Annotated in this window: 9 protein-coding genes; 4 read left to right on the plus strand and 5 right to left on the minus strand. The window is 64.8% G+C overall.

Annotation, left to right across the window (positions count from 1 at the left end):
* Window positions 1-6: 6 nt before the first annotated feature.
* The 3 genes from NLM15_RS04200 to NLM15_RS04210 all read right to left on the minus strand — a co-directional run bounded on the left by NLM15_RS04200 (window position 7) and on the right by NLM15_RS04210 (window position 6081).
* The gene (locus NLM15_RS04200) at window positions 7-3519 is read right to left on the minus strand and encodes a PAS domain-containing hybrid sensor histidine kinase/response regulator (protein ID WP_254115497.1); all 3513 of its coding nucleotides are present in this window, start codon (window positions 3517-3519) and stop codon (window positions 7-9) included.
* A gap of 398 nt (window positions 3520-3917) precedes the next feature.
* Complete coding sequence (hemA, locus tag NLM15_RS04205) at window positions 3918-5147, minus strand: 5-aminolevulinate synthase (RefSeq protein WP_254115499.1); 1230 nt, start codon at window positions 5145-5147, stop codon at window positions 3918-3920.
* A gap of 199 nt (window positions 5148-5346) precedes the next feature.
* The gene (locus NLM15_RS04210) at window positions 5347-6081 is read right to left on the minus strand and encodes a GntR family transcriptional regulator (protein WP_254115507.1); all 735 of its coding nucleotides are present in this window, start codon (window positions 6079-6081) and stop codon (window positions 5347-5349) included.
* Between the two features lie 159 nt (window positions 6082-6240).
* On the opposite strand from NLM15_RS04210, the gene NLM15_RS04215 reads away from it, so the two are divergent.
* From NLM15_RS04215 to aroQ, 4 genes are read left to right on the plus strand one after another with little or no spacing between them, the layout of a single operon-like run.
* Window positions 6241-7269, plus strand: coding sequence for a TRAP transporter substrate-binding protein (locus tag NLM15_RS04215; protein WP_254115509.1), 1029 nt, complete (start codon window positions 6241-6243; stop codon window positions 7267-7269).
* A 28-nt stretch (window positions 7270-7297) separates the two neighbouring features.
* Window positions 7298-7846 (plus strand): TRAP transporter small permease, encoded by a 549-nt coding sequence (locus NLM15_RS04220; protein ID WP_254115511.1) that lies wholly within the window; start codon window positions 7298-7300, stop codon window positions 7844-7846.
* Window positions 7843-9123 (plus strand): TRAP transporter large permease, encoded by a 1281-nt coding sequence (locus tag NLM15_RS04225; protein WP_254115520.1) that lies wholly within the window; start codon window positions 7843-7845, stop codon window positions 9121-9123. Before NLM15_RS04220 ends, NLM15_RS04225 begins: the two co-directional genes overlap by 4 nt.
* 18 nt (window positions 9124-9141) lie before the next feature.
* Complete coding sequence (gene aroQ, locus NLM15_RS04230; protein ID WP_254115522.1) at window positions 9142-9573, plus strand: type II 3-dehydroquinate dehydratase; 432 nt, start codon at window positions 9142-9144, stop codon at window positions 9571-9573.
* A gap of 61 nt (window positions 9574-9634) precedes the next feature.
* On the opposite strand, the gene NLM15_RS04235 is transcribed toward aroQ, so the two are convergent.
* Together NLM15_RS04235 and NLM15_RS04240 are read right to left on the minus strand one after the other, a co-directional pair.
* Window positions 9635-10696: an MBL fold metallo-hydrolase gene (locus NLM15_RS04235; protein WP_254115524.1), complete on the minus strand. Its 1062-nt coding sequence runs from the start codon at window positions 10694-10696 to the stop codon at window positions 9635-9637.
* Window positions 10697-10912: 216 nt separating this feature from the next.
* Window positions 10913-13075: a methyl-accepting chemotaxis protein gene (locus NLM15_RS04240; protein WP_254115526.1), complete on the minus strand. Its 2163-nt coding sequence runs from the start codon at window positions 13073-13075 to the stop codon at window positions 10913-10915.
* Between the last annotated feature and the right edge of the window lie 47 nt (window positions 13076-13122).

The raw sequence follows: 13122 nt of genomic DNA on the forward strand, positions 1-13122 counted from the left end.
CGCGTCTCATTCCGCGGCCACCACCATCTGCTGCGTGCGCCACTGGCCGAGCAGGGCGCGCAGCGAGGCCGGCTTCACCGGCTTGTTGAGCACCGCGATCTTTTCCTCGCGCGCGGCGACCTGCACGGCGGGGCTGCGGTCGGCGGTGATGAGGATCGCAGGAATGCCGTCGCCAAAGCGGCGGCGGATGTCGCGGATGGCGGCAATGCCGTTGCCGCGGTCGAGATGATAGTCGACCAGGAGGCCGGTGACGCGCCGGCCGGCCGTTTCGATCGCGGCGATCGCGCCTTCGGGGTCGGCGACCGCGATCACCTCGGCGTCCCAGGCCTTCAGCAGTGTTCGCATGCCGTCGAGGATCGCGGCGTCGTTCTCGATGCAGACGATCAGGGCGCCGGAGATCGGCGTGCGCGCCAGCGGCGTCGCGCTGGTCACGGCCGCGGTGTGGGTGATCGCCTTCGCCGTCGGCACCGTCACCGAGAACACCGAGCCGCCGCTCTTATTGCCGTCGATGGCGATGCCGTGCTTGAGCACGCGCGCCAGGCGTTCGACGATCGACAGGCCAAGGCCGAGGCCGCGGGCGATCCGCGCGCCCTGCTCGAGGCGGTGGAATTCCTTGAAGATCTCGCCGCGCTTGACCGGCGGAATGCCGACACCGGTGTCGTAGACGCAGATCCTGAGTGACGGGCCCTGGCGGCGGCAGCCGACCAGCACGCGTCCGCGCGGGGTGTATTTGATCGCGTTGGAGATCAGGTTCTGGAGCAGGCGCCGCAGCAAGAGCCGATCGGACTCGACCGGCAGCGAGCAAGGCACGAAGGCCAGCTCCAGGTTCTTGGCGCGTGCGATCGGCGCGAACTCGATCTCCAGCGAGCGCATCAGATCCGCCATCTTGAAGCTCGAGGTCGAGGTCGTCATGGCGCCGGCGTCGAGCCTGGAGATGTCGAGCAGTGCGCCGAGGATCTCCTCGATCGCCTGGAGCGATTCGTCGATGTTCTCGACCAGCCGCGTCTCCTCGCCGCTGTGCTGGCGCTCGACCAGGCTCGTGACATAGAGCCGCGCCGCGTTCAGGGGCTGGAGGATGTCGTGGCTGGCTGCCGCCAGGAAGCGCGTCTTGGAGATGCTGGCGTCTTCGGCCGCGCTCTTGGCCAGCGCCAGCTCGGAATTCAGCCGGGTCAGCTCCTCGGTGCGGTCGCGTACCCGCTTTTCGAGCGTCGCATTGGCGCGCTCCAGCGCTTCGGCCGCCTCGAACGTGGGCGTGACATCGGTGAAGGTGATGACGAAGCCGCCGCCGGGCATCCGGTTGGTGAGCACCTCGATCACCATGTGGCGTTCCGGCAGGCGCTCGAGATAGGGCTCGCTGTCGGTGGTGTAGGCCGCAAGCCGCTGCTCCAGCACGGCTTCGCGCTCGGCCGGATCGTCCGGCTCGCTCACACCCATGAATTCCAGGATCTCACGTAGCGGCGTGCCGAACTGGATGAAATGCGGCGGCACGTTCAGGAGATCGCCGAACTGCCGGTTGGAGCAGATCAGTTGCAGATCGGCATCGAACACCGCGATGCCCTGGCGGACATGGTTGAGCGCGGTCTGGAGGATCTCGCGGTTGAAATGCAGCGCCGCGTGGGAATCGTCGAGCAGTTTCAGCGCCGCCTTCGCCGAAACCGTCCGCTTGCGCAGCAGCAGCGACATCACGAGGCGCGAGGAGGCAGCGCCGATCGAAGAGGCGATCAGGTGCTCCGCATGCTGCAGCAGCTCGAAATCGGCGGGCGCCCCGGACTCCAGCCGTACATTGCGCCGGGCCGAAAACGCTTCGAACGAATGCCGGGCGCGGTCGGGCCCGAGATATTGCGCGACCGTGGTCTGGATGTCCTGCACGGTGACGGTGGTGCGCCAGCGTCGAAAGCTCGGGGAGATCGGCGCGAGCGTGTTGGGCACGAACAGATCGGCCTGCACCAGTTCGATCGAAGACGGCCGGCGCGCCAGCGACAGCAGCACATAGGTCAGGATGTTGAGCGACAGCGACCAGATCACGCCGTGCATCAGCGGCGGCAGGTCGGCGCCGAACAGCGCCTGCGGGCGTAGCGCCTCGATGCCGAACGGGCCGTGCTGGAGCAGCATGATGCCCGCCGTCGAGGAGTCCATGAAGCTCGGGATGAACAGCGTATAGAGCCACACCGCGAACCCGACCAGCATACCGCCGATCGCGCCGCGCGCGGTGGCGCGCCGCCACAACAGCCCGCCGAAGAAGCTTGGCGCGAGCTGGGCGATGGCGGCAAAGGAGAGCAGGCCGATCGCCGCCAGCTGGGTGTTGCCGAGCGCGCGATAGTAGAAATAGGCCAGCACCATGATGGCGAAGATCGCGAGCCGGCGCGAGCGCAGCAGGAAGTCGCTGAAATCGGCACCGCCGGTCCGCCCCTCCGGCCGCCGTTGCAGCACCAGCGGCACCACGAGGTCGTTCGAGACCATGATGGAGAGCGCGACGCATTCGACGATCACCATCGCGGTCGCCGCGGACAGGCCGCCGACGAAGATGGCGACGCTGAGCAGATCCGCGCCGCCCTCCATCGGCAGCGCCAGCACGTACATATCCGGGTCCGCCGCGCCGAACGGGAAGGTGACCAGGCCGGCGAGCGCGATCGGGATCACGAACACATTGATGGCGACGAGATAGAGCGGAAACAGCCAGCGCGCGCGGCTGACCTCGGCGTCCGAGGAATTCTCCACCACGCTGACGTGGAACTGGCGCGGCAGCAGCATGATCGCGCACAGCGACAGTAGCGTCATGGTCAGGAAGTTGCCGATCGACGGCGTATAGTTGATGGCGCGCACCGCCTCCGGCGTCTTCATCGCGCGCTCGATCAATTCGTGCGGCGAGAACATCCAGAAGGTGACGAAGATGCCCGCGGTGAGGAAAGCGACCAGCTTGATGATGGATTCGGTCGCGACCGCCAGCATCAGGCCGTGCTGGTGCTCGGTGGCGTCGGTCTGCCGCGTGCCGAACAGCACCGCGAAGGCGGCCATCGCCAGCGTCACCATCAGCGCCATGTCGCCGAGGATCGGGATATGGGAGAAGGCCTGGTCCTCGCTCAGGATCGTTTCCAGCGAGGAGGCGACCGCCTTGAGCTGGAGAGCGATGTAGGGCACCGAGCCGATGATCGCGATCAGCGCCACGGTGGCCGCCACCGCCTGGCTCTTGCCGTAGCGCGCGCCGATGAAATCGGCGATCGAGGTGATGTTGTGGGCCTTCGCGAGCTGGATCACGCGACGCAGGACACCGGCGCCGAGCCCGATCATCAGGATCGGGCCGACATAGATGGCGAGGAAGTCGGTCGAGGTGCGGGTGGCGAAGCCGACCGAGCCGAAGAAGGTCCAGGAGGTGCAATAGATCGCCATTGACAGCGGATAGATCAGCCCGGACGCGCGGCCGCGCCCGACCAGCGAGCGGCGGTCGCCATGGCTCGCCACCGCGAACAGGAAGCCGATATAGCCGAAGGCGGCAACGATCACGCCCCAGTCGTGCAGCATGGCGAGCGTGCTTCTCCCTGGGCGCTGGCGGCGCCCGCTCTCATTTTCCCTGCAAATCTAGCGCGTTGGGCCGGTGCAGGCGACAGCGAAATGCCGTGCGGCGGCGGGAACTGGGGTTGTCGTTAAGGCGCGAGCGGACGTTCGCGGGCCTGCGGAGAGAGTCCTCGTGCGGCACCCCCTCCCTGACCCTCCCCCGCAAGGGGGAGGGAACGGTGAGAGCGCCGATTGTCGCGAAGGTGAGACCTAGGACAAAGACGAGAGTCGCGCCGCGTCGCGTAGTTGGGATTCTTCGATGTGAGGTGGGCACACCTGTCTCGCTCCCTCCCCCCTTGCGGGGGAGGGGCGGGGAGAGGGGTGGCCCCGGGGACGGTGACAGTTAGATCGAAGAACGCGAAAGCCTACTCCGCTGCCAGCGACTTCTGCTTGAGCGGCAGACCGAGACGGTCCCACACCTGCAAGAGCGCTTCGGCGAGCTGATCGATCAGGCCGTCGTCGTGATAGGGCGAGGGCGTGATGCGCAGGCGCTCGGTGCCCTTGGCGACCGTCGGATAGTTGATCGGCTGGATGTAGATGCCGTGCTGTTCCAGCAGCAGGTCGGACGCCTGCTTGCACTTCTCGGCATCGCCGATGAACAGCGGCACGATATGGGTGTCGCTCGACATCACGGGAAGGCCGGCGGCGTTGAGGATCGCCTTGACGCGGGCCGCGCGGTCCTGGTGGCGCTCGCGCTCCCAGTTCGAGGTCTTCAGATGCTTGATCGCGGCGGTTGCGGCCGAGCAGATCGCCGGCGGCAGCGCGGTGGTGAAGATGAAGCCCGGTGCGTAGGAGCGCACGGCGTCGATGATCTGGCCGTTGGCGGCGATGTAGCCGCCAAGGCAGCCGAATGCCTTGGCGAGTGTGCCTTCGAGAATGTCGATGCGATGCATGACGCCGTCACGCTCGGCGATGCCGCCGCCGCGCGGGCCATACATGCCGACCGCGTGGACTTCGTCGACATAGGTCATCGCGCCGTATTTTTCGGCGAGATCGCAGATTTTTGCGAGCGGGGCGACGTCGCCGTCCATCGAATAAAGGCTTTCGCAGGCGATCAGCTTCGGCCGGCTCGGGCCCGCAGCCTTCAACAGCGCTTCGAGATCGGCGAGGTCGTTGTGGCGGAACACGAGGCGCTCGCAGCCGGACTGGCGGATGCCCTCGATCATCGAATTGTGGTTGAGCTCGTCCGACAGGATCAGGCAGTTCGGAATGAGCTTCGCGATGGTCGCGATGCCAGTCTGGTTCGAGACATAGCCCGAGGTGAACAGCAGCGAGGCTTCCTTGCCGTGGAGATCGGCGAGCTCGGCCTCGAGCTGCACCAGCGGATGATGCGTGCCGGCGATATTGCGGGTGCCGCCCGCGCCGGTGCCGACGCGCGTCGCGGTCTCGACCATGGCGCCGACCACTTTCGGGTGCTGGCCCATGCCGAGATAGTCGTTGGAGCACCAGATCACGACGTCGCGCTTGCCCTTGGGCGAGTGCCAGAGCGCATGCGGGAACCGGCCGGCGATGCGTTCCAGATCGGCGAACACACGGTAGCGCCGCTCGGTGTGGAGACGATCGAGCGCGGAACTGAAGAACTGGCTGTAATCCATCGGCAAAACCTAAGACGGAACTGACCAAAAGGGTCGCATCTTCTTAGAGCTTTTCCAGCTCTAATGTCCATGCGCTATCCCACATATGGCCGTGAGGTGCATTTGGGCAAAATGCCCTATCGTGCGATTTGAAACTTGATCCCGATCAAGTTCACCAGGACGTGTGATGTTGCTCTGCACCATGCGTCGGTGCGCAGGTCTAGCCGGCCTTGGTCTTCTTGCGCGGCTCGGCACGTCCGTCCTTGATTGCGGCCACGGGCTTTAACCAATCCGAATTGCGCAGGGCATGCGCGACGCAATCATGGATGTGGGTGTGCAGCACCTTGGCCGCGCCCTTGGCATCGCGCTTCAGCGCGAGCTCCTTCAACTCGCGATGCTCGGAAGCCGCCATCTCGCCGCGGAATACCACGGCGATCATCTGGTAGCGCAGATAGCGATCATAGACGGCGGCATGCGCATCAAGCAGCACCTTCGAGCCACAGGCCGCGACGAGTGCGCGATGAAACTGGAAATCGCACTGTTTCCAGCTCTCCGCATCGGACCGCTCGCCCGACAGCAGCATGCGCTCCATCGCCGCGAGCTTGTGATGCGCGGAGACGATCCGCGCTTCCCAGTCGAGATCGCCGGCCGCGAACGACTTCTCGATCATGTGGCCTTCGAGCAGCTCGCGCAGCTCGGCAATCTCCTGGAATTCGGTCGCGGAGATCGGCGCGACCTCGAAGCCGCGCTGGCCTTCTGCGACGACGAATCCTTCCGAGCACAGCCGGTTCAGCGTCTCGCGCAGCGTCGAGATGCTGGTGCCATAGGCGCTGCTCATCCGTTCGAGCTTCAGCTTCTGGCCCGGCGTCAGCTTGCCGAAAATCAGGTCGGTGCGGATGCGGCGATAGGCGCTGTCGCCCACCGTCTCGGCGGTCGTGTCGGGAGAGATGTCCATGCCTCATCCTAGCGTCTTGGATGTGCGTTTTGACAAATTTCGTAACTTTATCAAGCGTTTCTTATATTATCCGACAAAATTAAAAATATAGGTTGATTTATAATTCGTCATATAAGAGCTTCCCGCCCCTAAGAACGAGATCATCAGGGGGAGGGCGCGATGCCTGTTCGGTTCAAATGTCTGGCTTGGGTGGCGGCGATCGGCGCGATCGCCTTGGGCGCAATGGGGTCGGCCTCGGCGCAGGCCATCCAGGAGCGAACCATCCGCTGGGGGCACCTCAACAACACCGACCATCCCGTCAGCAAAGGCGTGCAGAAATTCGTCGAGATTGTCGCGGCCAAGAGCGGCGGCAAGATCAAGGTGCGCGAATATCCGGCCAATCAGCTCGGCAGCGAGATGCAGCAGCAATCCGCGCTCCGCGCCGGCACGCAGGAGATGCAGTCGCCGGCGACGACCTCGCTGGTCGGCATCGTCAAGGATTTTGGCCTGATCGACTTCCCGTTCATCGTGTCGACGCCGCAGCAGGCTGATGCCTTGCTCGACGGCCCGCTCGGCACGGCGCTGCTCGCCAAGCTGCCGGAGAAGGGCCTTGTCGGTCTTGCCTATTGGGACCTCGGCTTCCGCAACGTCACCAACAGCCGGCGTCCGATCACCAGGGGCGAAGACCTCGACGGCATCAAGATCCGTGTGATCCCGAACCCGGTGTATCTGGAGACCTTCAAGGCCTTCAACGCCAACCCGGTGCCGATGAGCTTTTCGGAGCTCTACAGCGCGCTCGAGACCCGCACCGTCGACGGCCAGGAGAATCCGTTCTCGGTGATCCTGTCGAACAAGTTCTACGAGGTGCAGAAATATCTCAGCGTCACCAACCACACTTATTCGACCAACATCATCCTGATCTCCAAGAAGTTCTGGGACGGGCTTTCGCCCGACGAGCAGAAGATCCTGCAGGACGCCGCCATCGAGGCGCGCGACTATCAGCGCAAGGTCAGCCGCGAGCAGGCCAAGGCCGCAATCGACGAGCTCAAGGCGAAGGGCATGGAGATCAACGAGATCGCGCCGGCCGAGCTCGACCGCATGCGCGTGAAGACGAAGCCGATCGCGGAAAAGTTCTCCGCCGAGTACGACCCGGCGATCGTCAAGCTGTTCAACAGCGAGCTCGATCGCGTGCACGCGCTGAAGCCCTGAGCCGTCGCGCCGGAGCAAGCCAGAAATCATGAAGACGATCGTCGATGCCTATTTCTGGCTGCTCCGTGCGGTGATCGCGGTGCTGCTTGCCGCCATGGTGGTGCTGGTGTTCGGCAATGTCGTGCTGCGCTACGGCTTCAACTCCGGCATCGCCATCTCGGAAGAGCTGTCGCGCTGGCTGTTCGTCTGGATGGTGTTCCTGGGCGCGATCATCGGCATGAAGGAGCACGCCCATCTCGGCGTCGACAGCCTCGTCAAGGTGCTGCCGCCGCTTGGCCGCAAGGTCTGCTACGGCCTCAGCCATTTGCTGATGCTCTACGCCGCCGCGCTGCTGACGGAAGGCTCCTGGAAGCAGACGGTGCTGAACTCCGACACCGTGGCGCCGGCGTCGGGGCTTTCGGTCGGCCTGTTCTATGCCGCCGGCATCGTGTTCGGCGCCTCCTCCTGCGTGATCATTGTCTATGAGCTCTATCGGCTCGTGACCGGGCAGATCGCCGATGCCGATCTCATCGCCATCAGCGAGTCCGAGGAGCTCTCGCATTCTCCTGACGCGGCGAGCGGAAAGCAGCAGGCATGACCGTCGCCGTCTTCACCTTCTCGCTGCTCGGCGCCATGGCGATCGGGATGCCGATCGCGTTCGCGCTGATCATCTGCGGCATTGCGCTGATGACCTATCTGGCGATGTTCGATTCCCAGATCATCGCGCAGAACGTCATCAATGGCGTCGATTCCTTCCCGCTGATGGCGGTGCCGTTTTTCATCCTCGCCGGCGAGGTGATGAACACCGGTGGCCTCGCACGCCGTATCCTCAATTTCGCGATCGCGCTGGTCGGCCATTTCCGCGGCGGGCTCGGCTATGTCGCGATCCTGACGTCCTGCATCCTGGCCTCGCTGTCGGGCTCGGCGGTCGCGGACGCCGCGGCGCTCGGTGCGCTGCTGGTGCCGATGATGGCCGCCGCCGGCCATAATCGTGCCAGTGCGGCCGGCCTCGTCGCGGCCGGCGGCATCATCGCTCCGGTCATCCCGCCCTCGATCGGCTTCGTCATCTTCGGCGTCGCTGCCAATGTCTCGATCTCGAAGCTGTTTTTGGCCGGCATCGTGCCGGGCCTGCTGCTCGGCGTCGGATTGTGCGTTGCCTGGTGGTGGGTGGTGCGCAAGGAGAACCCGGCGCGCCTGCCGCGCAAGAGCTTTGCCGAGATCTGGCGCGCGCTGATCGACGGCTTCTGGGCCCTGATGCTGCCGATGATCATCATCTTCGGCCTGCGCTTCGGCATCTTCACCCCGACCGAGGCCGCCGTTGTCGTCGCGGTCTATTCGCTTGTCGTGGCAATGGGCGTCTATCGCGAGCTCAAGCCGTCGCAACTGCCGGCGCTGCTGGTCTCGACCGCGCAGACCACGGCCGTCGTGATGTTCCTTGTCGCCGCGGCGCTGGTGTCGTCCTGGCTGATCACGGTCGCCGAAATCTCCGACCAGATCGTGGCGCTGACAAAACCGTTCGCAGGCAACCAGACGCTCCTCACCATCGTACTGATGATCATCGTCGTCATCGTCGGCACGGCGCTCGACATGACGCCGACGATCCTGATCCTGACGCCGATCCTGATGCCGATCGTCAAGCAGGCTGGTATCGACCCCGTTTATTTCGGCGTGCTCTTCATCATCAACAACGCCATCGGCCTGATCACGCCACCGGTCGGCGTCGTGCTCAACGTCGTCGCCGGCGTCTCCCGCGTCTCGATGGACGATCTGATCCGCGGCGTCTGGCCCTTCATGATCGCGCAGCTTGTCGTGCTAGCCTTGCTGACGCTGTTTCCCGTTCTCGTCACCGGCCCGGCGAAGTGGTTTGGTGGCTAACTCTCAAAGGACCTTCCCATGAAGCGCGTGATGATCCTCAACGGTCCCAACCTCAATATGCTCGGCATCCGCGAGCCGCATATCTACGGCACCACGACGCTCGCAGAGGTCAATGCGGGTTGCGAGGAAGCGGCCGCGAAGCTCGGGCTCAAGCTCGCCTTCCACCAGTCCAACCATGAAGGTGTGCTGGTCGATCTGATCCAGTCGGCGCGGCAGGACGCCGATGCCATCGTCATCAATCCGGCCGGCCTGTCCTTCACTTCGGTCTCGATCATGGACGCGATCAAGACGTTCGAAGGTCCGGTGCTGGAAGTCCACATCTCCAACATCCACGCCCGCGACGAATATCACCGCCACTCCAAGATCTCGTTCGTGGCGACCGGCGTGATCTGCGGGCTGGGCCCGTTCGGCTACATCGCGGCGCTGCACGCGATCGCGAATATGAAGTGAGGTGGCACGGCTGAGACAGTGCGCTCCCTCGTCCCGCTTGCGGGGCGAGGGAAGTAGGCGTTCACGTCGTCCGGAACTGGAGCACGCCGTCCTTTGTTTCTGCCGTCAGCCGGCCCTCGACGATCATGTAGTTGACGTGGGCGACGAGTTCGCCGGCGGCAAAGCCCATCTGGTGCTCGTCCAGCACGTGCTTGTTGAACACGACAGGCACCAGGGCGCGCGAGGTCTGCGGCACCTCGCGGCAGGCTTCCGCGATCAGGCGGCAGCGCTCCTCGTGATGGTCGGCGAGCTGCTTGATGCGGGTCTTCAGCCCGTAGAACGGCACGCCGTGGCCGGGCAGCACCAGCAAGTCATAGGGCAGGGTGGTGGTGAGGCTCGCGAGCGAGGCCAGATATTCGCCGAGCGAGTTCTGGTTGGGTTCGACCGCCCACACGCTCACGTTCGGAGAAATCTTGCTCAGCACCTGGTCGGCGGAGAGGAACAGCTTGTCGTCGGCGCAATACAGCATCACCTGGTCGAGCGCGTGCCCGCCGCCGGTGATCACCTTGAAGCGGCGCGTGCCGATCACGACGTCGTCGCCATGGGAGATGCGGCGGTAGGACGGCGGCAGCACCGAGACGCGCTTGAGATAATCCTGGCCGCGGCCTAGCAGCTTTTCGGTGAGCGACTCGTCCATGCCATGGCGGCGGAAGAACAGCCGCTGCGCTTCCTGCCGTTCCTCGGTGCCGCGGTTCTGGTGATAGACCGATTGCAGATATTCGACCTGCGACATCACCAGCGGGCAGTTGAACCGCTCGACGATCCAGCCTGCGAGACCGACATGGTCGGGGTGGGAATGCGTCACGATCAGGCGTGTGATGTGGACGCCCTTCAGCGGCCCCTCGAACAGTTTCGTCCAGGCCTCGATCGTTTCCTCGTTGCCGAAGCCGGCGTCGACCATGGCATAGCCGTCGCCGTCGGCGAGCAGGTAGATGTTCACGTGGTTGAGGCGGAACGGCAGTTTCAGCCGCGCCCACAACACGCCGGGCCGGATCTCCACGACCTGTTCGGGGCCTGGATGCTGTTCCCAGGGATAACGCAGGGCCTCGGCCGAGGACTGCATGGTGTCGGTTTTTGAGCTCATGCTACCGGCTTAAACCCAGCACGGGCGGGGCGCCAGCCGAAAAAGGGCGGGTCGTGGTCTCCGCATGGCGGTCATACCGTGCAGCGTTTTTCCGTGTGCCGGTTGGGGCCGTCAAAAACGCAGTCATTCCGGGGCGCGCGCGAGCGCGAACCCGGAATCCGGAGACTGTCGTGCGAGATTCCGGGTTCGCCTCTTCGAGGCGCCCCGGAATGACGATCAGGCCGCCCGCATGTTGTTGAGGAACGCGTCGATCTCCCCGCGCAGCATGTCGGCTTCGCGGCGGAGCGCGTCGGAGGCGCCCAGCACTTCGCTCGCCGCGGCGCCTGCCTCGGCTGAAGCGGTGGAGACGCCGACGATGTTGCTGGAAACCTCGCTGGTGCCGCCGGCCGCATGCTGGATGTTGCGGGCGATTTCGCGGGTGGCCGCCCCCTGTTCCTCGACCGCGGCGGCGATCGTCGTCGTCACGTCGTTGATCTCGCCGATGATCCGGCCGATGCCCTGGATGGCACCGACTGCGGAGGTCGTGACCGATTGCATGCTGGCGATCTGGGTGCGGATCTCCTCCGTCGCTTTCGCGGTCTGGCTCGCGAGGCTCTTGACCTCGGAGGCGACCACCGCGAAGCCGCGGCCGGCTTCGCCCGCCCGCGCCGCCTCGATGGTGGCGTTGAGCGCGAGCAAATTGGTCTGCGAGGCGATGGTCTGGATCAGGTCGACCACCACGCTGATGCGGCTGGCGCTGTCGGCGAGACTCTGCACCGTGGTGTCGGTGGCGCCGGCCTCGTCGACCGCCTTCCTGGCGATCGCGGCCGAGGTGACCACCTGCTTGCTGATCTCCTCGATCGAGGAGGACAATTGCTCGGTGCCCGATGACACGGTCTGCACGTTGACCGAGGTCTCCTCCGCGGCGGACGCGACTGCGTTCACCAGCGCGTTGGACTGGTCGGCGGTGTTCGACATGCTCTGCGCGGTGGACTGCATCGAATTGGCAGACTGCGCGAGATTGTCGAGCGCGTTGCGCACCGTGCCCTCGAACTCGGCGATCTTCGCTTCCATGCGCGCAGCACGCTCGGCCTTGGCAACACGGTCCTTGTCCTGCTCGCTCGACATCGCGCGGGCCTCGATCATGCTCTCGCGGAACACTTGCAGCGTGTTCGCCATCACCGAGATCTCGTCATTGTGGTGCTTCGAGCGATAGATCTCGGTCTCGAGGTCGCCGTTCGCGAGCAGCTGCATCGACTGTTGCAGGGCGCCAATCCGCCGCAGGATGTTGCGGCCGACATAGAGCCAGACGAACAGCGCCGAGCCGACCAGCATCAGCGCGCCCAGCGCCAGCATCGCCGTGGTGGCGAGCGAGATCTCCTGGCGCGCCTGGAAGGTCGACGCGTTGGTCTCCTTCTGCACGCCGTCGACGAGCTGCTGCACGCTGATGCCGAGGCCGACATTGAGCTTGCGGGTCTCGTCCAGAATGGTCTGGCCGTAATCGATGGCGTCGAGCTCCTTCTGGCGAATCTTGAACACGCCGGTCTTGCCCTCGCCGAAGGCGAACAGTTTTTGCACGGCGTCGCGCATGGCCTGCATCGAGGGGATCTTCGGGAGATCCTCGAGGTTCGACTTGACGCGGTCGCGCGTCGCCTTGAATTCCTTCTCGATCACCTCCAGCGTGTCGCTGTTGTTGGCCGAGAGCGCCGCCATCATGTCCGCGGCCATCAGGTTGCCGTTGGCGGAGATCGTCGAGATCTGGGCGACGGTGCGGGCGGCTTCGGTGGCATCATCGGCGGACACTTCCGCCGCACCGAGGATCGCGTTCAGGCGCGTCTGTGCGTCCAGCATCGCAGGGCCGGCCGCGCCGACGAAGGCGAGCTGGGCCTTGCGCAGGGCTTCATACTGCTTGTCGTGCAGTGCGCCGGTGTCGAGACGCTCGCGGGCAGCCGACACCAGGCTCTGGGTCGCCTCGTCGATGCTCTTGGCGGTATCGCGCAGTGCCGTCACCGTCTGCTTGTCGGCGCCGAGCTCGATGATCTCGCCGAGCTTGGCCATGGCGAGCTGCTGGATGTCCTTCACGCTCTTGGTGCGTTCCCTCAGCGCCTCGTCGGAGGGCGATGCCAGCAGGCCCGGGCCTTGCGCCGCGAGCGTCGCACTTTGAGAGGCGAGTTGCAGGCTGGCGGAGAGGCGGGGAATGTCACGCCCGCTCAGATCCATCATGGTCGCGCCGAGATGATTGAACACGAAGCCGGCGCCGGCTGCGATCACGAGGCCCATGCCCGCGATCAATGCGAAGGCGGCGAAAAGGCTGCCTCGTACGCCCCATTTCGGCATCTTGAAGCGAGGCTTGAAACGGCCGAGGACACGGCCAGGAAAGCCACCAAGACGGATCGCCATCGAAATTCCCCCACGCCTGATCTTTATATTTTCGCCGCGGAGTATCC

The sequence above is a fragment of the Bradyrhizobium sp. CCGB20 genome (assembly GCF_024199855.1).
In the GTDB taxonomy this organism is placed as follows: Bacteria; Pseudomonadota; Alphaproteobacteria; order Rhizobiales; family Xanthobacteraceae; genus Bradyrhizobium.